The organism is Vibrio sp. J383, assembly GCF_023503985.1.
GTDB lineage: Bacteria > Pseudomonadota > Gammaproteobacteria > Enterobacterales > Vibrionaceae > Vibrio > Vibrio splendidus.
In genome coordinates, this window is the sequence record NZ_CP097293.1 from 1765651 (window position 1) to 1791376 (window position 25726).

Genomic DNA, 25726 nt, shown 5'->3' on the forward strand with positions numbered 1-25726 from the left:
CCTACCTCACTGGCAGCTTGGTCTTTGTTTTTACCTGGCCGAAGGCGAAGCTGGATTCAATAGAAGCAATATTAGGTAGGCGAGTTAATTGCTTACGGATAAACTGCTCGTAGCTTTTGAGCGATTCACTGACTACATGCAATAGGTAGTCGTGATTGCCAGTCATCAGAAAGCACTCTAACACCTCGTCAATCACTTCGATGTGCTGTTCAAAGTCTCGCATATTCTCTTCAGTTGGCTTTTCAAGTTTCACCAACACAAATACATTCACAGGCAAGCCGCATGCTTCTTGGTCGACACTGGCGTGATAGCCGCGAATAATCCCTTGTTTCTCTAATGCTCGAACTCGGCGCAAGCAAGGTGAGGGCGACAGTGCCACGCGATCGGCTAACTCTTGATTAGTCAGGCGGGCGTTGCTTTGCAGTTCAGCCAGTATTTTCTTGTCGATCTCGTCCATTGGCATATTCCATCAATATTGAATTTTATTTGGCAATATTATTGCTCAAAGTGTATGTCTTACTTCGCAAATAGCAATTTTTAGCATCTGTGCAAAACTAAAATTAAAGGAGGAACAACAAGCATGGAATGACTTAGGAACTATGAATACTTCAACTCAACTTAGCCCGCTGCGAAAAACCACCAAACATGAACAAGCAGAAGCCCTTGCGATTGAGCAAGCAAAGCATTTTGGTATCGACCCAAACAGTGATTACGGCGTCACGCTGATTGAACTGGCGACGACACTGTACAAAGCCAATACCAAGACTCACGATCTTTGGGCATTGACGGTTGATGGACTTTCAGAACTCGACAAGAGTGACCGAATCGCTTGGTTTAACGCTAAACGTTTTTTGTCATTTCAGATCGCTAAGATCCTCGACAACCTGCAAAACCCAATGCGCGCCACTTACCAATCTATTGCCACCAATCATGGCAATTTTGCGTCTAAAGGTGCGTATCCTATCTTCGATAATGTGGCGGCTATCTTCTCGGCAAGCCCGGTTATTACGCGCACAGCCACGTATTTGTTTGCATGTACAGAATGGATTGAAGATGCGTTTAACGGTAAAGAGCCGCTGCACGATATTTACTCTCGACTGCTTAATCCAACATCGATTTCACTGGCTAATCACATGGTTGATATTGAGGCAGGTTCTAGAGCCAACGAGTACCTCGCATGGAATTTTAACTCGGGGATGGCGGCTATTGATGGGTTGTTGAGCCACTTGCTCGGGCATGAAGACATTGTCTTGGCTTCACGTAATATCTATGGCGGTTCTTACCAGCTGTTGGAAGATTGGTTTGGCAAGCCTTCGAATCTGAATGTTGCGGTAGAGTGGGTGGATGGTTACTCCGGTGATGAGTTCGCGACGCGCCTTGATGAGGTTGCTGACAAATACGCAGATCGCCTCGCTGGTGGTAAGAAGATCTATGTTTACCTTGAGTCACCGTGTAACCCGCATGGATACGTGTTGGATGTTGCTAGCATCAGTAAAGCTGGCCACTCTCGTGGTTGGGATGTGATTGTTGACTCAACAGTTGGGACTCCATTGCTGCATCCAGTACTAAAACGCGACGATGTGGCGGAAAGACCCGATTATGTCATTCACTCTTACACCAAAGAACTGGCGGGTTCTGGCACCACAACTGCCGGAGTTGTGATTGGCCGCAACGAGACCATGTTTATTCCAAAAGGAGAGGAGGTTACTTTCACCAAACCTAACGGCGATGCGGCCACCATTCCATGGAACGAAACGTTGTTTTGGAATGTGTATTACATCAAAGGCGCATTTTTAGACGCAGACAAAGCGTTTGAAGTGCTCAACGGCATGAAAACCTATGAGATGCGTGTGGTGCAAAAGACAATCAACACCCTGACTCTCGCGAAGATCTTTGATGCTCACCCAGACATCAATGTGTCGTGTCCAGCTTTGCCAGACAGCGATAACTATGAACACTGCCAGAACAACATGTACTTGGGTTTACCAGCGGCGCTTTTCACAATCGATATGGAAGGTAACGGCGACCGTGCACCAATCAATCGAGATGGGTTTAAACAGTTCTTTGACATGCTTGAGCCAGCAATCGGCATGCAAGTGAGCCTTGGGCAAACCAACACCGTGGCCTTGTGCCCAGCACTGACTACGCACTCAGAACTCAGCGATGAAGCGCTTAATGAAGCAGGTATTAAACCGACCACAATGCGTATCTCTATCGGCTTAGAAGATCCTCGAATGTTCATCGCTCATATTGTCGAGGCCGCTAAATTGTCGATTGACCGCAAACACGCAGGCTTCTCATCGAGTTTCCCGAGTGGTGACAGTATCGATGAAATCTATATGCAAACCTATATGGATGTACACCAGAGATTTGTGAAGAGCTTGCCGAAGTTCAGTCAGCTTACTCAGTAACTTAGGTCAGTAAGGAAAGTTAACAAGAGAAGTCAGTGAAGTAGGGTAGCTGTAAACGTTAAATGAAAAACGTAAGGCCTCGCGTGTGCGAGGCCTTTTGGGTTTTAGGTAGCAGCATAAACCAATCGAGAACAAATCCTAGAAAAATGCGTCGATGAATCACCTAATAGCCTTTAACTCGTGGAATGTGGGCAAATCATTTCAACACCTCACGGCTTTCGTGACCACGCCCTTATTTGCTCAATTTCATCTTCATCGATATTTAAAGATTGAAGGAATTTGAGATGTCCTAGTGGCTCCATCTGCTCAAAGCGTTTGTGCCAATTGATCATGTCCTGTTCATCCATTCCTGACTCTTTAAGTATTTCTGTCCAACGCTCTTTGGTGAGTAGGCCTTGATTAAGAAGTTCAGGCTCTTTGAGTAAAGCCATAATGGACTGTTGCTGCTGGCGCAACTTTTGAATTTCTAGATCGAGGGCAGCAAACTGTTGTCTTAGTACCACATCTCGGTCTTCATCCTGAGATTGCTGTAGCAGGCTCTCAATCTCACTGACGGGAATACCATAAGAACGATAGGCAAGTATTGCTCTAAACCTTTTAAGCTCTCGTTCGCCATATTGGCGATAACCGTTAGATGCTCTAGCCGCGGGAGTGATTAGCCCCTTTCGCTCGTAGTAGAGAACCGTTGTTCGAGATACCTCAAGTTGCTCACAAAATTGCTTGATGCTCAACACTTAGGGCTATCCTCTTTGGTGGTTTGATAGTGAGACCAAATCAATGGAATCAATGCACTAATAAGAATAATCAGTGCCCCAATCATTGACCATAAATCAGGAATTTCAGAAAAGACAACTAAGCCAATAATAAGTGAATAGATAATCTTTACATACTCAACATTGGCAATGATGTTGGCTTGCGCCCATTTATATGCAGAGATACCAACATACTGAGCAAACGAAGAGATGATGCCAACTAACAGCAGTAACATGAAGTCTTCGACTGTTGGCGTGCGCCATAAGTAAAGGGTTGGTATTAATGTTATCAAACCAATTGCCAGAGCTTGGTATGCCATCAATGTTATTTTTGGTTCGCTCTGTGCCACTTTCCTAACACACACTACCGCTACCGACGCGCCTAGTGCGGCAATCACGCCAGATAAAACATAAAGGCTATGGCTTGCAGCAAAGGTCGGTCGAACAACCGTCATTACCCCGATAAATCCAACCACAATCGTGAAAATTCGACGGCTGGTGATCTGCTCTGCCAACACGAAATGAGCGATTAGAGCCACAAAAAGTACCTGCAGGAAACCGAGTGCTGTTGCGTCAGCAAATGGAATATTGCTCACTGAAATAAAGCCAAAATATAGAGCGGTAAAAGCGCCTAGTATTCTTAGTAGGTGAAGCGATATTCTGTTGGGCTTAAGTAGCACACCGATATTTTTGCTGATCGCAGGCATGAGCAACAACATAAAAATGAACTGGCGAAAGAACAGGATCTGAAAGGTGTCATAGGCTGTGCTGAGCTGTCGAACAAATACCCCAACGATCGTAAACAGTGCTGTAGATATAAGGGCAAGAGTGATCCCTTTCATTGTCGATGGTAAATGGTCGAAGAGCTGAAATAGCTTTGACTGCTGTAAGTCTCGTGATTGGTGCAATGAAATGTGCCTCTTTAGTCATGATAAGCATAAGGCTAATCATTCTAAAGTCGTTACCTGTAGACAGGTCAAGTGGTATGAGTGGTCAACGGCTAGAAAAAGAAATTAGCCACAGAGGTGGCTATATTCAAATGTTAATGGGTCATTTCCTATAACATAAGGCAAATATGAGCGGAAAAAGTAGTTTTTTGGACAACACTGATGTTGAGCACTTTTTCCACTCAATGAAGCTGCAATTAACGTTGGCTAGGGTAACCAAACACATCGTTCTCGTTGGCTGACTCTCCAGTTTGAGTTTCTGCAATATCCCAATGCTCTACTATTTTCCCTTCGCTATTAAAGCGGAAGATATCAATGTAACCAACACCTAAATCGTCTTTTTTACCTAGGTCAGTTTGCTTAGAATGAACAAGAACCATGTCACCCATCGCGATTGTTTTTGCTATCTCCGTTTTTAGCTTGGTCCCGTTACTGTTTAAGTAATCAAGGTAACCAACCAATGCTTTTCTGCCATTTGGAACCTCTGGGTTGTGTTGAATGTAGGTTTCGCTAGAAATATACTTTTTTAACGCACTTGTATCCGCTGGGTTATCAAAGCTTTTCAACACAGCAATGGCTCTGCCTCGATTACGCTCGATGTCTTGAGTTGCATCATAGATATTCGCGTCTGGCCCTTGGTACATGGTGTTTTTGTTTTCAGATTTTTCTGGAACTTGTTGGTAGTGATCCCAATGCTCTACCAGCATGCCATTTTCTTCTCTCCAGATATCAACATAAACATATTCCGCACCGTCTGAAGTTGTCCAAACAGAGTGTATTGCGACATAAGGACCTTCTGCAATGGTACGGTAGATATCTACTTTCACGCCAGGATCAGCAGTTAACTCGCCGGCTACCGCTTTAATCAGTTCTGCTGGTCCATCGCCATACGCTGTAGCGTGTTGGATGTAAGTGTCACCAACGTACTTTCCAAAGTTGTTCAAATTCCTATAAACCAGTACATCTTCGTAGAAGCCTTCCGCTAGTTTAATGGATTGATTAGTTTGAGCATCAATGGTGCTTAGGTTAGCAAAGCTTGGGGCAGTAAATAGACAAACAGCCATTCCGATTGCAACAGATTTAATAGACATGATTCTTCCTTTTTAGGTTTGTTTTGTTTGATCACCTGTATGCTAGCCAGTCTAATTAATTAAAAAAATAGGGCATTATTCATACTTATCATGAACAAATTCGATTAGTTGTAGTTGTAGTTGCGAGGTGGTAGGTGAAGTCTATTATCTACATCTAGATCTAATGATGGTCACGGGATACTGGCTGGGATCTGATAACTATTTATTTTAAAAGGCGAATCAGAGCAATATAATTACTCTGAATAGATGAATAGATGAATAGATGAATAGATGAATAGATGAATAGATGGGTTCAATACACAGGCGTTTACTTGGTTTCAAAAAACAGAAACTTCATACCATGGTCGGTCTTTTTAACATACAGCCAAAAAACTAAGAGTATCAATTCCAAATAATATTCACTGTAATCGATTTTTAAGCCAAGAATGACGCTCTGATTGCTTATTTCTATTGTGCCAGACTTTAACAATATTGAAGTGAGGAAGCTCGAAAGGTAAGGGGACCTGCTTAAAGTCTCTAAATAACGTTTCTGACAAGCGAGAAGGCATTGTCACTATGATATTTGTATCTTTAATTAAAGACGCTATCGCCCCGAAACTCGGCGCACTAGCCACGATTTTTCTCTTCACTCCTCGTTTTTTAAGTATTGTGTCTATCTCGGTTTGGTGAGAGTGCTCAAAAGACATGATGGCGTGAGGTTTGGAACAATATTGCTCTATCGTTGTTGGCGGTGTTTGCTTTTGAGGATTGTAAAAACAGACCTCTTGGTCAGAAAACAACTTAGTTTGAATTAAATCCGACTCGTTACTCGTTAGTTCTGGTGACAAAACAAAATCTACATCGCCAGACCGAAGTAATGAAGCCCACTGAAGTTGAGTTCTGGCTGGAGCTATGTGCAACGAGCTCATCGGCGCTGCTTTCTGGAAATCATGAAACATAGGTTTTATAACGGTTTCTATTTCATAGTCGTTAGCCGCGATGGAAAAAACTTTATCATCTATTAGTGGGTTGTATTGTTGTGAGCTTGTGAAGGCTTGCATCGCTATTACGATTTCTCTGGCCTTTTCAATAAGTTCTCCCGCCTTTGGCGTAGGCGCGATGCCTCTTCCTGAAGTGACAAACAATTCATCTTTTACTATTTTGCGCAGTTGGTTAAGCCCATGGCTAACTGTTGATTGAGTAACCCCCATACTATCCGCTGCCTTTGTTACTGATTGGTGTTCGTAAACGCTAATAAACATGCGAAGTAGCCGTCCATCCAACGTAGAGTAATCGAAAGTATTCATAGGTAACATTCAACTTATGCAGTGTATTAATAATATAGGTTGTAACATACTCTTTCTCGATAAAACAGAACCAAAGATTGACTCACCGGAATGAACGATATTTTCGAGTTAATCGTGAATAAAGAATTCCAGTTTATAGAGGTATTTTATGCCCAGTTTCACTCCCCAATTACCAATTGCGTATGGTAATCACCAAGAAGTAATATCTTCTCCGAGGTTAAAAGGTTGGCATGCACATATTTATTTTAACAACCTTACCGAGCAAACGGCTCAAAGGGTAATTAACGATATAGCATTAGAAATTACCGATCTAAGACAAGGCCAACTTCATCGAAAATTGGTTGGCCCTCATCCCTGTTGGAGCTGTCAGCTTTACTTTAAATCACATTTATTAAGTGACGTAGTTACTTGGTTGACGTTCAACCGAAAAGGTTTATCGATACTTTTTCACCCCATCAGTGGAAATGATTTGTTAGATCATAAAGATAGAGTGTTTTGGATGGGAGATGTCAAAGCCCTAAATCTAGAGAATCTATAAAGCCCCAAATTTGTATCGATAATGAAAACAATGAAAAACATGGAAAGAGGGGGAAGAATCAAAAGAGGAGAATGGAAGCGACTCGTTCAAATCCTGGATAAATTGCTCTGGGGCAACGGTGACAGCAAGCGCTAACTGAGGAAAAAAGCTTTCGCTAGAGCCCATGCTGTCAGCATGAAATAGTGCTTATTAAGATCGCTCGACAGGGTAGTCGAAAGACTGTCGTTAGCGAACTTTGTAACTCCCTCTATCCACTCGTTTACTATTTTGGCTGGTGGCCTGTTTTCTTCGCAAGCTCTAGCATAGCCTCGGCAAACGTTGTTGTCCCGCCTTTCGCTTTAACCTGAACCACCTTATATCCCAGGCTTTCTAGCGCTTGGCGCTCTACTAAAACCGCTTTGTCATCTGGTTGACTGCCTTGCACAGGTTGATGAATGTAACAACCTTCTAATTGACCATCTTCGACCAGCTGGTGGTGTTTCAGTGCATTGATATCAAAATTCATAGTAAGTCTTTTCGTTTTAAATGGAGAGTCTCTGTGGCAAAGACCACAAGTCTTAATAATTTTATGGTTTGTACCATACGGTATTTTAACTATAAGAAGCTAGTGAAAATACAGTAATCTAAAGGAATGTACTGGGTGCGGTTCGTATTCTCAATCTCGTATTGATAGTAGGAAAGGGGAGGAACTGAATACCGATCTTGATGAGTACGAGACAAGTGCGGCTTCAGTTTAGCGACAAAGAATGTTCTCCCCCTCGGTCGTTAATCTAAAGAGGTCGTTGAACTTCATTTTAGGGGGAGCTATAGGCCGAGGTGTAGTGGTCTAATGCTCGACTTGAATTTGTGTATTGGTCATCATCGCGATCAGTTTAGCTACTCGTTTACGCATGTCACGTCTATCAATAATCATGTCTAATGCGCCATGCTCTAATAGGAACTCACTCTGCTGAAAATCTTCAGGTAATTTTTCTCGTACCGTTTGTTCAATCACTCTTCGTCCGGCAAAACCAATTCTCGCTTTAGGTTCACCGATATTGATATCACCTAACATCGCAATACTTGCCGATACACCGCCAAAAGTTTGATCGGTCAATACGGAGATATAAGGGAGCTTTGCATCTGATAGCCGTTTTAAAGCAGCACTCGTTTTTGCCATTTGCATTAAAGCCATCAGTGACTCTTGCATACGCGCTCCACCACAAGCCGAAAAGCATACTAATCCACAGTTAGCCTCGATGGCTGCATTAACAGCATCAACAAAGCGAGCGCCCACAACGGCACCCATTGAGCCAGCCATAAAAGAAAATTCAAAAGCGCACGCCACAACAGGCATCCCTAACAACTCTCCCTGCATCGCGACTATTGCATCTTTCTCACCTGTACTTTTTTGGGCTAGGGCAAGGCGCTCTGTGTAGCGTTTATTGTCTTTGAAACTGAGCAAATCTTTCGGCTCGTGTTGTTTGCCTAACTCAGTTTTCATACCTTTATCTAAAAAACTGTCTAAGCGACAGCGTGCCGACATCCTCATGTGGTGATCGCATTTTGGACATACCTCCAGATTTTCTTTAAGAGCTATGCTGTACAGGATCTGGTTGCAAGAGGGGCATTTTGTCCATACGCCTTCTGGAATATTCGCTTTACGCGTACTGATTATATTCTTCTTATCTAATAGTTTTTCTATCCAACTCATTGGAAACCTTATCCAGTTCACTTTTAATGATGAGTATTGTATAAGCCTGTTTCTGGTAATAAAGTGGCTAATATTGGCTTTATAATCCAATTAGGTGGGATTATTAGAATGGGTGGGATTAATGGGAATGCTTGAGAAGATTGATCAACAATGGCTAAAAAGTTTTCACTGTGTCTATGAGAACAATAGCTTTAAGAGAGCTGCAGAGTTTCTGTGTTTACCGACATCAAACGTCAGTCGTCATATCGCGTTGCTAGAAGAGCAGCTAGATGCTCGACTTTTTGATAGAACGACTCGCCGAATTGCTTCGACAGAAGCAGGGGACCACCTCTATCTACGAACTCAGCCATTGTTGGATAAACTCAACGATGCCCTTGAGGAGGTGACACAACACTCTCGTGAAGTCATAGGGCAACTCAATGTTTTAATGCCAGACTCACCTGACTTGGCCCAAGCCGTCGTTTCGTTTTGTACTCAATATCCATCTATTTCATTATGTTGTGATACGAGTATCAGCCCTAAAGAGGATCCGCTTGACGGGTTTGACGTTATTTTGAGTTTTCATCGAGGGAAGCTAGAGGATAACAATTGGATAGCGAAAGAGATTAAGCGTTGGCCTAGTGTTGTTGTGGCTTCACCCAAACTTCTTCATACATCTTCTAAGCCTTTTAAGATTACGGATTTGAAACATGTACCTTGTATTAGCAGCTTTACCGCGTTAAATGGTACGCCATGGGTATTTAAGAACGAAACAGGTCCGGTAATTACTCAAAGAGTAAAATCTACATTTAAAGTGAATAGTGGACAACTCGCTAAAGCAGGTGCATTGGCTGGTTTGGGGTTTGCGATACTCCCTGTTGAATTTTGTCGCGATGAAATAGATACTGGCTCTTTGGAAGTTATAACACTTGAATACAAACCTGAAGATTTGGTGCTGTACGCCTTTTATGCGTCGAGAAAGCACATAGCGAAAAAGGTTCCGATGTTCATTGAGCACTTATTGCAGCAAGCGAATCTAGACGCGCAAAAATAACAGAAAATTCGGAGGCTAGGGGCTCTTCCCTAGGTTAGAGATGTACTCACTATTTATGGATAAAACTAAGACCTCGCGTTTGCGAGGATTTTTGTTTTTCGGGTAGTGATAACAAACTCTTGGACATAAATCAGTTTCGGGAAATCGAACATTAGCAAAGCATGAATAACTAAAAGTATGGCAAATAGCCAAACTTGAATCCCTGGAGGCCACGTTGAGGAGCGCTATATGCCCCTTGTTGTGAGAATGAAATGATGTGCCTGGGTATCAGATACCCTAAAGACCTTAGAGACAATTAACGACAAAAGATGGGAGCGATAACTCCCTCCCTATTTCATTTTCGACACGGATAACTAAGATCTTGAAACCTCTCTTACCGAGAACAATAATATGGTCACGAATTTTTAATGTTGGTCCCCATACTCAAATTCACTGACTTTAAAGAATTTTATGCCTTTAACGTCGTGTTTTTTAAAAATATCGACTACTTTTTGATGAAAGAAGATTTTTCCTCTTGATGTATTTCCGAGCTGAAAAATTAATCGTTCGTTTTCTGGAATAGCATCCAGCACATCTTCTCGAAGTCGGTAATTATCCATATCTGGTTTAATAGAAAATCCATCAATTTCCTTACTTCCATCACCTGGCATATAAAATTGACTTCTCTTTAGATCAACACAATCTAAGTCATCAAAAGTATTCAGTGCCCAAACGCCTTCAACAGCATTATTTTGCTCATCTTGAATGATCGCAGGAAAAAACTGACTGCCGTAAAGGCCACCTTCAAGCAGCTCTTTAAGTTTATTTGTGACCACAAAGTTCGGTACGCTAAATGCTATAGTGTAATCTTGCTGCAAATAATCCAAATTATCATTATCAGAGACAAAAGTAAGTGACTTTATACCAAAACTCAACTTTTCAAACTTCCAATGAGTATTGGCCGTATATGAGGTTGGTGTGAGGTCATTGTCATAGTCCTCAAATTCATAATCCGGAAATATAAGATAATAGGATTCATCATAAATATTCAAAGCTACTTTCCTCTTTCTAAATTGTATGGTACTTCTTTGAAAGTACTGAATTTATCATGTTTTCTCTCATTGCACTGGCATTCTTTGGGTTGAGCTTTTAGCTTTAAATCTAGCTCTGGCACTGTTGTGGTTCCCAAGCACCCAACTCCGCCACGCTTAAAGGCTTTGGCAACCCTAGTTAATGGCAGATCAAAGCTACTTACCCTGCGCAAGATTAATAAGCTGTGATAATCCATATAACGCTGAACACCAGGGGTACCCTGATTCTCGCAACGCTTACTTATGGTCTTATATGCCTCTTCTACTAGCTCGGTTACTTCTATGTGGTAACCCTTAGGGTGCTCCTTATCATTATCATTGGTATCAATAACAGTAGGATGATTGCCCCTGTGTAGTTGAACTTGTAAATGACACGCTCCTTCCAAAGTGCAAGGTAAAGCGACTAAATTACCGGGCAAGTTGATGTCATATCCGTAAGACTTAAGCTTTTCTCCGGTACCTGTTTTTTTTACACCTTGTTTTGATAAAAGGTGGTGCACCTGCATTTTAAAACCATGGTTTGTGGGGTGCGAAGGATCCATTTCAGCGGGATCCATTACAGCTTCTCTATATCCTTTTGCCATAGTTAACTCTATATATACTCTAACTCTCCCCGTTTATAACGAGGCGTTTTATGTTGGTTGGAATGACAAAGCCTACAGCTTGCATCTCGTTTCACCGCTTTCTTTTTCGCAGTCATGGTTGTAACGGGCTTGCCTTTGAACTTCCCAAGTGGGCGTTTCACCAGTTTTTCCGCTAGCTCCTGATAATCAGGCAGTACATCAATCAAGCTTTCCACAGCCTTAATAAATGAATCCAATGCCTTAGCCGCATTTCTTATTCCCTTGACCTTCTTAGCACCTCCCGCAAAACGTGCTGCCAGTGTCGCAATACGAGCCGCTGCTCCTGTACCTAACGTAAAAATAGCCAGCACAACGGTGAGAATCAGTTCAAGGATCAAATATGCACCCGCTTTACCGCCGTAGTAGAAATAGAAGTTAGGAGGAATAGCCTCAAGCATTAAAGACAGATAAGTCACATAAGTCAGAATTGTGTCGTGGTCTTCTATTATCGCCATTGCATTAGGGAACTGCTCGTGACCCTTTATTTCCTCTGCCCATTCAGGGTCGAGATCCATCAGCACAGTGTCAACAAAGGTTTCGACCGCATCAACATCACCATTTGAGATTTTCTGTGGAAGCTCTAGGATTGTCTGTCGGTGCTTAGCAATACACTCTAACTTTCGCACCACATCTTGGCTTTCCGCGTACAGTTTACTCACATCTTCAATCGCTTCATCGGCGGATTCAAAAACACTGTCTTGGAATGAGTCAAACTCTTTTCCTATTGTTTCCAATACCCAGGTAGGATTTTTAAGTTGCCCCTTCTCGTTAAGCATTGCCTTGGTGATCGAGTTGAACTTATCGACTGAATAAATCGCCAATTTATCGACAGCAGAAGAAGATAAATCTGAGATAGTGTCCGCAGCGTCTCCCCAAAAACTAGGAGACAACATATCAACAATATCAGCACCCCAAGCTTGAGCACCGTCAATCACCCCGTCACCTAAAGTCCAGTAACCCTCTTCATCCCATTGTTGTTGGAACCCTTTCATGTCCTCAATAAGTGCGTTGTATGTACCATCAAGTGTTGCCTCAACGCTGTCTTGGATATTGACTATTTGCTTCTCAATAGTTGGCTCGCCAACGAACTCTACAGTCACGCTATCTGTGTTAGGTTTTAATGTGTCAAATACCGCGACACCACCTTCAACTTGATTTGTTTCGACAGCCAAATCTATGGTTTCAGATTCCGTACTATTCAAGGGTAAAGCATTGAGTGATACGTTCTCTTCATGCACCACCGAGTTGGCAGTTATTTTCAGGTTTTTAGCATAGATAGGTGTCTGCCAACGATCGGAGTATATTGCACGAACCTTGACCCATTTCTGCTCCTCTAAATCTATTTTCGGTATCGTATTCACTACCACCTCAATCGTTCCTGCTTCGGCAGAATAAACATGATCGGGCGTTTGAATGACCGAGACAGCTGACACATCACTTATAAGTTGGTTAGCTTTCTTCTCCATACGCTTGAAAGCTTGGCTGAGGTTATCGGATAGCTTTTTAGCATAGGTATCAATGGTGCTTACATGCTTCTCATAGATATCAGAAGATAAGTAAACGTAATTCAACCGACTGGCTTCGGACTTCAGGGATTCAACACGCCCCTTTATTTTACTAAGTAGACCTTCAAGTTCAGAGTTGAGTGTATTCTTAGCCTTATCCCAAGGGTAGCTATTGATGAAAACCTGCGGGTTGCCTTTGCCACGAGCACGCATGTAAGCCAGCATACGGTCTGCGGTTTCATGCTTGGGTAAACGAAATAAGACGGAGAGGATTTCCCCTTCTTCCATCACCATTGGTAACCCGTTCGCTAGTACACTGTCAAAACTGGTATCAGAGAGACTATCAATTCCCGCGATTAGCGATTCTGCCAATACGCTGAAATGAAAATCAGGGTGTCTAAACTCGAAGTGGGCTTTCGTTTCTGCTTTCACAATATCGGCAAAATATCGGTCAGCGGTGAGGCTAGGCCCCATAGTTCCCCAGCCTTCTACTGGCGGGGCAATACGATTCGGGTGCCAGAAGGTTTGCTGTCCCTGAGCAGACCTATCAAAGAAGTCATCATCATTGTAATCGGGTAGGTAGTGTGGGTTGGTTATACGAACTGGGGTAGCAATAAACTCATCCGTACTTTCTTTAACCAGAATTTTGATTTGACCCGGCTTTAAGCCTGATACTTTGCTTTTGCCAGAGTTATCAAAGTTACTAGGAGACAGAGCGCCACCAGAGACATCGGTAATGTCAAAATCTGCGTTCTTGAGAAGTACACCATTCGGGTATCTAGCCTTGATGTAGACAGTGTAAGTGCCTTCTTCATCTTCAGTGACCGTGACGGCAGGGTTTTGAACCCCGCCTAGGCACATGGTATTGGCCTTGTTCATTGTCATTTGGTCTGACAACCTAGCCACGCCTTTCCCTTCGATGATGACACTCGGTGATGCGGAAATGAATTCGGCCTCGGCCTCTATCGTACCCGATGCTACGCCTTTCTTGTCCCCGCCCGCATCACCTGTGCTCTTGGCAAACTTACTGCCCTTTAAAGCAATACTGTTTCCGCCATCTGCTGTTACTGTCGTAGTGCCTTCCACTAAATCTGCCGACTTCGCGTTATTTCCATAAGGGATTGGTACAACAGGTTTACCGACTGTAGTAAGGCACACATCAGGCAGGGTGGCATTCGCCTCTCCTCCCGAGCCTTTATGGACAACACTGAGTCCATTTGCACTTATTGTAACTGCCATTAATATGTCCTACTTAGATTAAGTGGATTAGTTGAGTTTTACCTTAGCGCCCTGGATCTTATGAATTTTTTCAGCGCTACTACTAAGATGCTTGGCTGTTGTAGTGATACGGCCATCCGTTCCGCTATATTTGGTTTGTGTCGTTCCAGAGCCAATAAGCACTTCTTCCTCTGCATCAAGTGTTATCTTCTTTGCTTTAACAACAAGCTCTTGCTCTTCAAGCAAAGAAATATAGATATCAACCAATGTTGGAATGGTAAGATCTTCGGATAGAAAAGAGATTCGGCAATCGAGTTTATTATCGATGGCCATAAAAATTTCTGACTGAGTAAAAGCACGGCCTATTGACGCCCAGAGAGGTTGAGAAAATGGGTTATGCTCAAAGTCTACTTTGACTCGATTCTTTTCTGGATGAACTTCCACTACCCAACCAATTCGAGAGCAAGGTTTTGAAGTAGTCTTAAGAATGTCTCTTGGTGGCTCTTGATTCATGGTGGGCCCAGTGATTATTTAGAGCCTATTATTTTATCTCTGGGCGATTTGAATAGGTACTGTAGAAATGAATGGTCACTACGATTGAATAATCGACTTTAAAGGCATGAAGGCCAATCAATATAACTAGACTAGCAAATCAATTGGCTTTATCGCATGTGTTTTTCACTTTTCTACAGATTTATCTCGCACTTAAATTTGTGATTAAAGTCACGAAATTACTATCATTTTAAAACTGAGAGTATTACATCACTTGAGTAATGATAGAAACGCTATACCAAGCCAAAAAGCAATACGATGATGCCTTTTGTGTCGTTTAACTTTGACAACTGCTAATGTCAGATAACTTTTAGTAGGGGAAACACACATTAACAAGGTGTGTATGAGTAAAAGCACTAACTGGAAATGGGGCATAAGTGAGCCAGTCAATTCTCGAAATTAGTCAATGAAAATTACTTTTTAATATGGATAGACACTTAGCTCGTGGCTTGTATTGATATTGAAGATCAGTTTCATCTGAATCAGATGAAACTGACAGTGCCTTTGAGCGTTTCTACGCAATTGTAGGATTACTGTATCTAGAGCATTAGCCTGTCGCGCATTTCTCAATATTTACGACAGGCCCACTTTATTGCTGTGAATAGTTTATCAATGTCTCTCTGTAGAGTGAGAGTAAAGTATCGCTATCTACTTGAACGCCGACTTGCTGTGCAGGAAATAAACCCCATTCATCATTCATATAGTTACGTTGATCAGCTTTCTGAATGGTCATCCCTTCCGCTGGCCCATCTGTGACAACCCTGACCGGGCCATTACGACTTGTAAAAAGAGACGGTTGGATAACATAAGCAATGGCTGATGGGTCATGAACATGACAACCATCCATTCCTACTTTGTCAGAATAAAACTTTAAGTAGTAACGACTAATGTCCCAGATGAACTGCCCAACTTCTCCAGCGTCATCTCGCAACTCATCAAGGTATTGACTGGTAAAAAAACTCTCCTCTGTAACATCGAGCCCGATAATGACAACTGGCCATGATGCCGTAAACACCTTATCGGCAGCATGAGGGTCATCATGAATATTCGCTTCGGCAAATGGTGTTACATTCCCTCTGTGGCCGTTTTCACCGAATGCACCACCCATAACGACCACTTCTTTTACCAAGTCGACGATGTCAGGAGCAGCTTCCAGTGCAAGTGCAAGATTAGTCAGAGGACCGACAGCCACAAGAGTGATCTCTCTAGGTTCAGCTCGAACACTGTCGATAATGAACTGATAAGCTGGCTTTTTAATCGCTTCATAATCTAGCGAACTTGGTGCCGTCACATTACCGAACCCCGTTTCACCATGCACAACAACCGTTGCTCCAACAGGATCTCTTAATAAGGGCTTATCCGAACCTTTAGCAACGAGTGCCTTCATACCGAATTTTTGCTTCAGATAGAGAGCATTTTGAGTGCCATTGTCTATCGTCGCATTTCCATAAACGGTCGTGATTCCCATCAGCTCAATATCTGGATGTGCTTCTGCAAATAGGATTGCCATTGCATCATCGATGCCCGGATCTGTATCTAGGATGATTTTCTTTGTCATATCAGCTTCTAATTAAACAGTTGAGAGGTGTAGACGATACCTAGAAAAAACACTGATGAACGTGACTTGAATCTCATGATGAGAGCAATTTAACTTAAACACTCAAGGTTTGAATTACTCGTATGAATATTGTACTCCGGTCATTTTGTTTCCGCCTTTTATAAGGTATTAGTACCTTTAAAATATTGAAAAAATTCACCATGCCACTACAAGTTTTTCGACAGTGATGGACCACCAGTAGAACAGAATGTTCGATACTAAAGAAAGTTATCACGATGTATGTGGTGAATTTAATAATGGCCAGTAAATCAGTTGCTTACGGTGGGGTTTTTATTTTTAAGATTCCAAGATCAACAGCGAAGTAGGTCCTGATTTGGAATGGATGCCATCTACAAATAATGATGTTGTAAACGTTATAAATTCTCTAAACGAATTGGTTTTGCACGATCACTTAAGGCAATTAGGTCGATGTGGTCGTTATGACCATATATATTCAATAACTGAAAAAGAACGTAAGTATTGGAATGAGTTAAATAACAAGTTTTAGATACTCTTCTTTTTCCTAAAGGTCTGCCAAACGCTTAGATCTAAAAATACAGATCAAAATCTGAGTGGCCATCGGTGTTTAAGATCTTTGGTATTTAAGTCCTTTGATCGTTAAGCCCTGATTTAGCCTTCTAGATTACGCCGAACTAAATCGTGCATTTGTTTTACTGTCATCAGTGCTAACCAGATGATTTCTTCTACTGAACGCTGACCTGTTGTAGTAGTTGGGTGATCGGCTTCAGTTTGATTGGTGAGCGCGGGCAGCTCATGGACGCGGTTATCACGAATGGTATTGATCAATGCATCCATCGCATCATGAATTAAGCGTTCGACTTGTTGTGAACCTTGGTATTGCGTGCCTTTTCTGACCAGCGGAATCAGCAAGCAGAGATAATGGCTTAATAATCGATAGTGACTCAGCATATCTTCATAATAGTGAGGATCGGCACGAGTGTGTTTTGGCTCTTGCTGCATCTCATTGTAAATCAGCTCAAGGTCGCTTTCGGCGGTTAGCATAGCGGCACGTTGCTTGGTTAGCGCAATATGGTCATGTTGTTCGGTGCCAATTTGCAGCTGTTCGTAGCAATACACAAATAAGCTTTTTGAACTATTAAGCGCTTTTAACGCTTGAGTGTGGATCTCTTTGCCTCGCCATTGCGGCCATAACAAGCTGTATCCGAGCAGGACAATCGCGCCCCCGACTATGTTGTCGATCAAACGTGGTGCTGCAAAGTCGAGCCCTTGGTGCGCCATGGTCTGATACACCAAAATCAATAGCGCTGTAATGCAACCAATGGCTAGCGAGTAATGGCGCATGATATTAAGCATTGCGACAGGCAAGAGGATAACGATAAGCGTATACATCGCGGTCGTTGGTACGCCAATGTGAATTAAAGAGGTCGCGAACAGTACACCAAGCGCTGTACCTAAACAGCGTTGCCACGTTTTACTGCGTGTCGCCAAGAAGCTTGGCTGAATCACCATTAACATCGAAATCAGAACCCAATCAGGGCGAATCAATTCAAAGTATTCCGCAATTCCAGCACCAAGTGCGAACATCAAACCGATACGGGTAACATGACGCCAAATCGGATTGCCTCGGCTTGGCAGGCGAAAAGACAATTCGAACGGCTGCACTTCAAAAGAACGTTCATAAGCGGGTTCATTAAGCTCAATACGACGGGAAATGTGCTTCACTGCGTAGGCCCAATAACGAAAACGGGGTTGGTCTTCGAGCTTGACCGCTTCAATCAAGTCATTAGCTTCTTGTTCCAATGAGCTTAAGTGCTTCACCTCTTCGTTTGTGTTGTGTAGAAGCTGTTTGGCTTTGTGTCTTAGTCTTTGCTGACAATGTTGGCTCCAAACCAATAGCAAGTCTCGTTTGTGTTTGCTGGACTGAAATTGGTTCAATAGATCGGGATTCGTTGTATGGCTGCTGAGTATCACTTCAAACGTATCAAGAGCGAGGAACAAGGCTTGTCGAAGCGAGTTAGCATCTTCTTGTTTAGATCGAAATGATTCAGATTGAAGAGCCTGTTGGAACAACTCGATGAGTTGGTATTTGATGCGTCTTTTCGGTGCATCACTTTCGCTACCTAACAAGAATGCTTGTCGATATTGGATGTAGTCTGCCAAGGTTTCGTAAATCGCGGACAGACACACGCGCAGTGCATAGTGCTTCCATAACGCAAACCAAAGCCAGCTAAAAAGTGCAAAAGTAAGAGGCCCGAGTACCAACATAGGGTACAAGTTTAGCGCTGTGTTGGAATTGTGAAGTGAGAGAGTGACGACTGCTATCAATAGGCTCGACATGCCTAGCCGTGCCCAAAAAGGACCATTGACCGCAGCACTGGCAAGCAAAGCACCCATAGCACCATAAGTCACCCATAAAGGCAGTCCGCTTTTCAGCAGAGCGTAACTGATGGCCAGAGTCATGCCCCAAGCGGTTGCGGTGATCGCAAAACGTGTCCACCTCCTTGGCCCTGCTGCATCGAGGCCACTAATCAGAGCGGCTGGCATGGTCATCAGCGCGGTCATGGCGATAGTGGTTTGATTCGACAACACCCCTAAACCAAGAAACAGCGCAATGGCACTGGTGGCGCGAAGCCCAAGGTTAATGGAAGGGGAGTACCAGACTTTACGTAAAATGGCAGGAGAAAACGTCATAGACCCTCGTTATTTGTTTGATCTTAATGAGTGTAACGCCAAACCTCTTCGCGTGCTGTCTTCAATCACAGATTGATAAATTGAATCGCTGCAAGCCTCTTCTATTGGCATAGAACGCTATATAGCTTGGTTTATTCGAAAGCGAATCCACAAGGTTTAAGACAGCAAGATTTAAGATAGAGGGTTCAAAAATAGACAGTTTGGTAGTCGATGGAATCAGCAGAGAACGAAATTCGACTTAATCCTATCTTCTCGCTGCGATTGTATTCATTGATCGAGTGGTCAAAGCCATAGGCTGTCGAAGGCGCCATGTATTGGGTTACGCCTTGTTGTGTCGCCGTTATCCCGTCATGGCCGTGGCCGCAGATCACGTCACGAACACGATATTTTCGAAGCACGTTCATCACATCGGCATCGTTTTCTAGACGGATGGCTTTCATCCAGTCAGCTCCGACTGGAATAACAGGGTGGTGAACAACCACGATAGGATCACTAGCCTTTCTCAACTGTTGTTTTAGCCGAGCCATGCCAAGGTTATCAATGCGCCCAGAACCGAGTGGATGACGTTTATCCAGCGGCTTGAAGCTAGAGTCCAGAAATACAAACTCTCGTTCATTGGTCATTGCTTTATTGGTGACGAAAATCGACGATCCTTTTAACTCGGTACGCATTAAGCGAGAGTCATCATGATTGCCCGCAATCGCGTAAATGGATTGGTCGCTAATGTGTTGCCTAATGAACGCCTCTAATCGAATGTAGTCGCCAGACTTTGGATTACAACAAATATCACCAGTTAGAAAAATGGTCTTGCATGCTGTGTCTTTGCTGACGTATTCCAGTGCTCTACGCAGGTTTTCATAGCTGGATTCAGCGGAAAGGTGACAATCACTGATTTGGTAAACGGTGTTCATTGTTGTTGTCCGGTTATGCCATACGAATTATTAAAGATGATAAAAAAATGCCTGCCAAATTGGCAGGCATTTATTGATGCTAATGTGCTTTGGGTGCTTTGGACGCTTCGTGTTGCTCAACCATGAACGCAATGGCTTCATCGCTTAAACAAGACTTACTGACGTATTGGCGCTGTTTTCCAATATGAAGGATAAAACCTAAATCGGTTTGTTGCAGCTGGGAGATGTCAGTCCAAGCGATAGTATTGGTGTTTTTAGCGTTTTTATAACTCACACCGTTAACGTCACCTTGAAAGATCACTTTGCTGCCAGCACCTGAGCTGATTTTTTGTCGCCATATCCACCAGGTTCTCTTGCAGTAAACGCTGAACGCTTCAATCACACTTAATACAATAAAGAACCAGCCAACGTAACCGTTAGGTAGTAGCTCAAACTCTAATAAAACCACACCAAAAATAAGAAACAGTATTCCTTTTAAATAGGCTTTTGGAAATTGAGTCGGAAGGCTAGTTTGATCATAACACTCTGTGAAAAATGTCTTGTCGAGGATGTATTCTGTGGTGAAACCGGGATCTTTAGACATGTCTGGCTACTTTAATGTTTTCTGTGAATGAGCTTTCTATAAAGGGGCTACTACGCTGCAATCTAGTAACTCCAGCATTGTATCGCTTGTCGGTACTTTTCTTTAGCGGTTTTGATGCTCTTTTGTAAATCAATAATACTGACGGGTTTTGCTCTCGGTATAGCTTACTTGTTTACCTGATTTGATATTAAATAATGACTAAAGCTAAGGCCTCGCGTTTGCGAGGCCTTGATATGTGCGGAGCGGGTGGAAAGAACCTCAGATATATTGCTACGTTCTTGCGCTCTACATGGTGAAAACAGGCGACATGCCGCTGTCTTGGCCGTTCATTAATAACAAGCCAATCAACACAAGCAAAATGCCGCCAAAGAGTTGCAAGTAGTGACCTGCGACTTTCATTGATTCACTACTGTTCTTGTTACCCGCTGCCAAATAGCGCTTCACTAGATGTTTACCTGTTAGCGTCATCATTGCAATTAATGAGGTTGTTAATGCTGTGCCTACGGCCATCGCAAAGGCACTCAGAACGCCCATCCAATATAGGCCAACCATGTTTGCGAAAAGCAGAACCATGATGGCTCCGGTGCATGGCCTGATGCCAATCGTCACGATGATTCCCGCGTACTCTCGGAATGTTGAAGCTTTATTGATGGCTTCTGGATCAGCGACGTGTTGGTGGCCGCATCCACAGTCGGTATGAGAATGATCTGCATGAGTGTGGTCAGCGGCTTGTAATGCATTGGTAGCGCCCATAATCATTGAACCAGATGAACGAAGCGCCATTGACGTACGAACTGGCACCTGCGAACGAACTGACACTGACGAAGCTGTGCCTGTTGCTAATGGAGTGATGGCTTTCACTCTCAGAGTTGGTTGCGGTTTGTGCATTGTGGTGTATATGTTTTTTAAAGCCTTCCAGCAGATCAAAGTACCCACCACGGCCACCAACGCAAAGCTTAATGAAACAAACATATTCGCTTTGTCATTCACTACGCGCATTGAAGCACTAAAGCCCCATAGCAACACGCTTACTAATAAGATCGCGACCAGTGCTTGTAAAAAAGCGGAGACGACCGTAAGTACCAAACTCACTTTTGCTTTGGTTGGGTGAGTGGCTAAGTAGGTAGAGACAATAACCTTGCCGTGCCCAGGCCCAAGGGAGTGGAGCATGCCGTAGATAAAGCTGAATCCAATAAGGTAACTGCCTGCGCCCCAAGGATTAGATTTGGCTTCATAAAGTAGGTCGGCTAGCTCTGAGTTAACTTCTCTTTGCCATTGAATACTAGAGATAACTAACGATGGCCACATAGACCACACTTGATATGCACCGACAGCAACAAGCAATAAAGCTCCGGCGCCAATAAGGTAATAGTTTTTTTTAAGTTGATTTTTCTGCATTTCACAAGAACCTATATCAGATATTTTTCTCTAAATGAATTGAGAAGCTTACGTAATGGCGGTAAAGAGTCACTTTATTAGGATGCAGGAACTGCTGCACAATGAAGCTCAACCGATTGTGTAAACAGTTGGCCTAACGTGTTATCTGGATCTGCGTCGGCTGGTAAAGACATCGCATAACTCATCTGTTCTGGCGTCGGGTTGGGCTCGATTAATTCCAACTGACATTGTCTCGCTAGTTCAGGTGACAAGGTCACGTCGCTATTCGACAACCACGACATGTCGACGAAGTAACTAGGGTCAAAAATGAGTACGCGGAGCGAGTCTCGTGTCACAGGTTTAGGCTTAGAAAGTGGTAGGTCAAATGTTAGAACCATCTTGGCTTTATCACGCTCAAACTTGGCGTGTTCAGCAACCTGATATTTGATGGGCTCTTCACCATCATAAAAGTACGTGAAGTAGTGCTCATACTTCATGTTTTCAATAACAGACGCAGCGAGCTTTTTGAATGTTTCAACTTCTGTATCGGCAGACACGTCTTCTCCATCCAACATGTACATGGATGTCATTGCATCAAAAGACCACTCCATAGAGAGACCGGTGATCATGCCATTCTCTCCCTCAATATGAGTTTTCATCTCTATCCAAGAGTGAGGGTGGGCATATAGATTTGGCGCAAAACACAGTAATACTAGGCCAAAAGGTAAACCGTTTAGAGAACGACAGCAGGTCGAGAAACGGCTTACGTAGCGAGAGAAGAAGTGATTAATTACATCGATTAGATTAAATAGCTGTTTCATGAGAACGAATGGTTATTAAGTGTAATGTTATAATGTAACAATTGAGTGGGTTATTCACATCAAGTTTGTGTCATGTTTTGCCTGTTTACGTTTCTATTATCGGTTTCAATTCGGAGTTGCTTTTATTCGCAACTGCTTTTATTTGCAGCAATGCCCCGCAAGAGCGAGGAATTTTTTGATTGGGCAAGGAGGGTACTAAGCCGCTTTTCTAGATCCGTCAGTGTTTGTTGGTAAACGGACTTTTAGAAGAACTTCTTAATCGCTTTTTCAGCACAAGCGACATCTAAGTGGCCACCCGGAGCGCCACCCACACCAATCGCGCCTATCATGGCATTGTTCAGTTGTACCGGAACACCACCCGCTAGGAACAACAAGTTGTCGTCCATATTCTGCAAGGGTTGCATGATAGGTTTGTCGGCGATGAGTTTCATCAGGTTACCTGACGGCTGCTTCATGCTTGCCACTGTGAACGCTTTTTTGCGTGAGCTATCAAGTGTGTGGATGCCTGCGCCGTCAGAACGTAGCTGAGCAATCACATTGCCCGACAAGTCGACAACAGTCGCAGAAACCTTGTAACCAACGGCCTCGCATTGATTAACGGCTTCATGGGCAAGCTTGAAGGCCGCTTCTGATGAGATTTGAGTGAAAGAGACCGTTTGTGTTTCTGCTGCCATTGCATTGTGAGAAAGGCTAAGGAAACCAAGGGTTGCTGCTAGTACTGTTAGTTTTGTCGTTTTCATGTTTACTCCGTTAAAGCATCTGTTTTCAAAAAGAATCTGTTTTCAAAAAATATTCGTTTTTCAAATTCCGAATTCTATTTTTTGTTTGTTTAGAAAGGGTGTTTTAATCAACAGGTTCATACTAACGAATGCATGATTACGACTGGCTTTCTTGAACATTACAAAGTTGCAATGTTGGTTATATTCGAGAAAGAATATTGATAGAGTGTATTCAGACCACGGCAAATAAATAAACGGACGTTAATGAAAATACTATTGATTGAAGATGACATTCATATCGCGAGATTTTTGGTGCATGGTTTTCAGCAAGCAGGGATAACGGTGACGCACGCAACAGATGGTGTTGATGGATTACACGAGGCCGTAACCGAAGAGTATGACGTGATCATTCTCGATATTATGTTGCCAAAGAAAGATGGGTTTGAAGTGCTTGCCGAGCTGCGAGGGCAAGGCTACGCGACGCCTGTCATCATATTAAGTGCCAAACACTCAGTGGAAGAACGAGTGCAAGGGCTACAGTCAGGTGCTGATGATTATTTGGTAAAACCTTTTGCGTTTCCTGAGTTATTGGCCCGTTGCCAAACCTTGGTGCGTCGAGGCAAGCAACCGACCCCTCAGCCATTAGAATTGCATTACGGCCCGCTTAGCCTAGACCTACTTAAACACACGCTACAAAGAGATCAACAAACGATCACCATTAATCAGCGCGAGTTTATGTTGATGAAATTACTGCTTGAAAACCGAGAGGCTGTGATGTCGAAAACCGCGATTCTTGAGCATGTTTGGGGGCATCAGTTTGATCCGCAAACCAACGTGGTCGATGTTTTGGTTTGTAGGCTTCGCAGCAAAGTTGATAAGGGTTTTTCTAAGCCATTAATTCACACACTTCGAGGTGTTGGCTATGTCCTCAAGTCGTAGTATTGAACAGGCGCTCGCTAAAACACAGAGACATTTGTTGGTTCGCTTTATGTCGACCTTACTGCTCTGCTTGCTGCTGGTGGAACTGATTGTTGGGGCTATCTTCTTTTTCGACCTTTACCAAACGGAAAAGAAGATCCTTACGTCTATGTCGACCGAGTATCAGCGTATTTTGACTTACGATTCGAGTGAGCGATTGATTCATGTTTTAGAGGCGAATCCTCATCGGCTACTCGAAAACAACATTGCGGCGTATAAGCTTGAGAAGGGCGCTTCACCTGATGGCGTGTTTATCGCTGGTGTTCAACATTTATCGACAGAACAGCCTTTTTCTAGCTACCAAATTGATGACAATCGTTCATGGCTAGAGAGCTTCATCTTGAGTCCCTATATGTCGTTGCCTATTGAAGGGGAGCAGTATGATTTCTGGTTGGTTTTGGATAACAGAGCAAGAGACTTTATCGCCTATAATCAATGGCTAATGACCTTATATGCGTTGCTTGCTCTCGTGGCCGTGACCGCAGTATTTACTCGTAACATCATCCAGAGTGCGATGTCTCCGTTAGTGACCTTTGGCGACCTGCTCGATAAGCTGAAAAAAGGGCAGTTAGAATTTCCTAGCACTAAAAATGAAGCCGAATCTGATTTACCGCAAGGGCTCAACGTGATCAGCTCTAGTGTCCATACTGCGGTTGCCAAGTTACAGCACGTGACGACAACCTTGAATACGACCGTCGATGCGATCGCTCATGATATTCGAACTCCTTTGTCGCGTATTACGTTAGCTTCCCAAACGGCATTGCTCAATAACGCCGACCAACAAGCGATGAAAGACGCATTGGCAGATTGTTCTGAACACGCCATGCAGGCAAGCAATATGTTAACCGCCTTGATGAAGTTGAACGACGAGCTGACCGGAAAGCGCATACCACAGAAAGTGCCGACTCAGGTCTCTGATGTGATTGCCAATGTGGTGAGCTGGTATGAAGATGTCGCAGAAGATAAACAAGTTGAGCTTGAGGTTGAGAGCGCTGATGCTCTTGTTATTCAGTCAGATCCTGACAAATTGACTCAGGTGTTGGTTAACCTTGTTGATAACGCGATTAAGTACACCGAGCCCGAAGGAAGAGTGACGGTCAAAGTCGAGCAAAGCTCAGAAGGTAAGGTTGAGATAACCATCCAGGACACTGGTGTTGGCATTGAACAGAAATATCAGGATTTGATTTTTGAACGACTTTACCGAGTCGACAGCAGCCGCAGCAATATCGAGGGGTATGGTCTTGGGTTATCTTTAGCGCTTGCCATGGTCGAGAATCTAGAAGGAACGCTAGTCGTTGAATCTGAACTGGGTGTGGGGAGTACTTTTACTCTTTCGCTGTAACAACGA

At 43.3% G+C, this 25726-nt stretch carries 23 protein-coding genes; 5 read left to right on the forward strand and 18 right to left on the reverse strand.

Annotation, left to right across the window (positions count from 1 at the left end):
- Position 1 precedes the first annotated feature (1 nt).
- A complete protein-coding gene (locus M4S28_RS07925) occupies positions 2-457 on the reverse strand; it encodes an Lrp/AsnC family transcriptional regulator (RefSeq protein ID WP_012604166.1) in 456 nt (151 codons plus the stop codon).
- A 142-nt stretch (positions 458-599) separates the two neighbouring features.
- On the opposite strand from M4S28_RS07925, the gene M4S28_RS07930 reads away from it, so the two are divergent.
- Positions 600-2411 (forward strand): PLP-dependent transferase, encoded by a 1812-nt coding sequence (locus M4S28_RS07930; protein WP_249632655.1) that lies wholly within the window; start codon positions 600-602, stop codon positions 2409-2411.
- A gap of 209 nt (positions 2412-2620) precedes the next feature.
- Here the strand turns inward: M4S28_RS07930 and M4S28_RS07935 are convergent, their stop codons facing one another.
- The 4 genes from M4S28_RS07935 to M4S28_RS07950 all read right to left on the reverse strand — a co-directional run bounded on the left by M4S28_RS07935 (position 2621) and on the right by M4S28_RS07950 (position 6442).
- On the reverse strand, positions 2621-3145 hold the full coding sequence (locus tag M4S28_RS07935) for a MerR family transcriptional regulator (RefSeq protein ID WP_249632656.1): 525 nt from the start codon (positions 3143-3145) through the stop codon (positions 2621-2623).
- On the reverse strand, positions 3139-4005 hold the full coding sequence (locus M4S28_RS07940; protein WP_249632715.1) for a DMT family transporter: 867 nt from the start codon (positions 4003-4005) through the stop codon (positions 3139-3141). Before M4S28_RS07940 ends, M4S28_RS07935 begins: the two co-directional genes overlap by 7 nt.
- Positions 4006-4307: 302 nt before the next feature.
- Positions 4308-5201, reverse strand: a complete 894-nt coding sequence (locus tag M4S28_RS07945) for a nuclear transport factor 2 family protein (RefSeq protein ID WP_061025348.1) — start codon at positions 5199-5201, stop codon at positions 4308-4310.
- 398 nt (positions 5202-5599) lie between these two features.
- Entirely contained in the window at positions 5600-6442 is an 843-nt protein-coding gene (locus M4S28_RS07950) for a LysR family transcriptional regulator (RefSeq protein WP_249632657.1), read from the reverse strand.
- A gap of 193 nt (positions 6443-6635) precedes the next feature.
- Here M4S28_RS07950 and M4S28_RS07955 point away from each other — a divergent pair, with 193 nt between their 5' ends.
- Positions 6636-7025 (forward strand): DOPA 4,5-dioxygenase family protein, encoded by a 390-nt coding sequence (locus M4S28_RS07955; protein ID WP_249632658.1) that lies wholly within the window; start codon positions 6636-6638, stop codon positions 7023-7025.
- Positions 7026-7287: 262 nt separating this feature from the next.
- On the opposite strand, the gene M4S28_RS07960 is transcribed toward M4S28_RS07955, so the two are convergent.
- Together M4S28_RS07960 and accD are read right to left on the reverse strand one after the other, a co-directional pair.
- Positions 7288-7530 carry a hypothetical protein gene (locus M4S28_RS07960; protein ID WP_017094321.1) on the reverse strand — a complete coding sequence of 81 codons (243 nt, stop codon included), beginning with the start codon at positions 7528-7530 and terminating at the stop codon, positions 7288-7290.
- Between the two features lie 321 nt (positions 7531-7851).
- A complete protein-coding gene (accD, locus tag M4S28_RS07965; protein WP_102498048.1) occupies positions 7852-8718 on the reverse strand; it encodes an acetyl-CoA carboxylase, carboxyltransferase subunit beta in 867 nt (288 codons plus the stop codon).
- A gap of 121 nt (positions 8719-8839) precedes the next feature.
- Here accD and M4S28_RS07970 point away from each other — a divergent pair, with 121 nt between their 5' ends.
- Positions 8840-9751 (forward strand): LysR family transcriptional regulator, encoded by a 912-nt coding sequence (locus tag M4S28_RS07970; protein WP_249632659.1) that lies wholly within the window; start codon positions 8840-8842, stop codon positions 9749-9751.
- Positions 9752-10155: 404 nt separating this feature from the next.
- Here the strand turns inward: M4S28_RS07970 and M4S28_RS07975 are convergent, their stop codons facing one another.
- The 11 genes from M4S28_RS07975 to M4S28_RS08025 form a co-directional block, all read right to left on the reverse strand.
- Entirely contained in the window at positions 10156-10782 is a 627-nt protein-coding gene (locus M4S28_RS07975) for an imm11 family protein (protein WP_108162208.1), read from the reverse strand.
- A 2-nt stretch (positions 10783-10784) separates the two neighbouring features.
- Entirely contained in the window at positions 10785-11405 is a 621-nt protein-coding gene (locus tag M4S28_RS07980) for an AHH domain-containing protein (protein ID WP_249632660.1), read from the reverse strand.
- A gap of 8 nt (positions 11406-11413) precedes the next feature.
- The gene (locus M4S28_RS07985) at positions 11414-14188 is read right to left on the reverse strand and encodes a DUF4150 domain-containing protein (RefSeq protein ID WP_249632661.1); all 2775 of its coding nucleotides are present in this window, start codon (positions 14186-14188) and stop codon (positions 11414-11416) included.
- A 27-nt stretch (positions 14189-14215) separates the two neighbouring features.
- A complete protein-coding gene (locus M4S28_RS07990) occupies positions 14216-14680 on the reverse strand; it encodes a hypothetical protein (protein ID WP_108193855.1) in 465 nt (154 codons plus the stop codon).
- 628 nt (positions 14681-15308) lie between these two features.
- Positions 15309-16277 carry a nucleoside hydrolase gene (locus tag M4S28_RS07995; RefSeq protein ID WP_249632662.1) on the reverse strand — a complete coding sequence of 323 codons (969 nt, stop codon included), beginning with the start codon at positions 16275-16277 and terminating at the stop codon, positions 15309-15311.
- Between the two features lie 669 nt (positions 16278-16946).
- On the reverse strand, positions 16947-18989 hold the full coding sequence (locus M4S28_RS08000) for an FUSC family protein (RefSeq protein ID WP_249632663.1): 2043 nt from the start codon (positions 18987-18989) through the stop codon (positions 16947-16949).
- A 185-nt stretch (positions 18990-19174) separates the two neighbouring features.
- Complete coding sequence (locus tag M4S28_RS08005) at positions 19175-19900, reverse strand: metallophosphoesterase family protein (RefSeq protein WP_249632664.1); 726 nt, start codon at positions 19898-19900, stop codon at positions 19175-19177.
- Positions 19901-19979: 79 nt separating this feature from the next.
- Positions 19980-20483, reverse strand: a complete 504-nt coding sequence (locus M4S28_RS08010; protein WP_249632665.1) for a YcxB family protein — start codon at positions 20481-20483, stop codon at positions 19980-19982.
- Positions 20484-20768: 285 nt separating this feature from the next.
- Positions 20769-21881, reverse strand: coding sequence for a nickel/cobalt transporter (locus M4S28_RS08015; protein WP_249632666.1), 1113 nt, complete (start codon positions 21879-21881; stop codon positions 20769-20771).
- A gap of 77 nt (positions 21882-21958) precedes the next feature.
- The gene (locus tag M4S28_RS08020; protein ID WP_249632667.1) at positions 21959-22681 is read right to left on the reverse strand and encodes a DUF1007 family protein; all 723 of its coding nucleotides are present in this window, start codon (positions 22679-22681) and stop codon (positions 21959-21961) included.
- Positions 22682-22923: 242 nt separating this feature from the next.
- Positions 22924-23421 (reverse strand): GlcG/HbpS family heme-binding protein, encoded by a 498-nt coding sequence (locus tag M4S28_RS08025; protein ID WP_249632668.1) that lies wholly within the window; start codon positions 23419-23421, stop codon positions 22924-22926.
- A gap of 243 nt (positions 23422-23664) precedes the next feature.
- Between M4S28_RS08025 and M4S28_RS08030 the strand changes: the two genes are divergently transcribed.
- Both M4S28_RS08030 and M4S28_RS08035 read left to right on the forward strand, forming a co-directional pair.
- Positions 23665-24339 (forward strand): response regulator transcription factor, encoded by a 675-nt coding sequence (locus M4S28_RS08030; protein ID WP_249632669.1) that lies wholly within the window; start codon positions 23665-23667, stop codon positions 24337-24339.
- Positions 24323-25720 carry a sensor histidine kinase gene (locus M4S28_RS08035; protein ID WP_249632670.1) on the forward strand — a complete coding sequence of 466 codons (1398 nt, stop codon included), beginning with the start codon at positions 24323-24325 and terminating at the stop codon, positions 25718-25720. The genes M4S28_RS08030 and M4S28_RS08035 overlap by 17 nt, the downstream gene beginning before the upstream one ends.
- Positions 25721-25726: the final 6 nt, after the last annotated feature.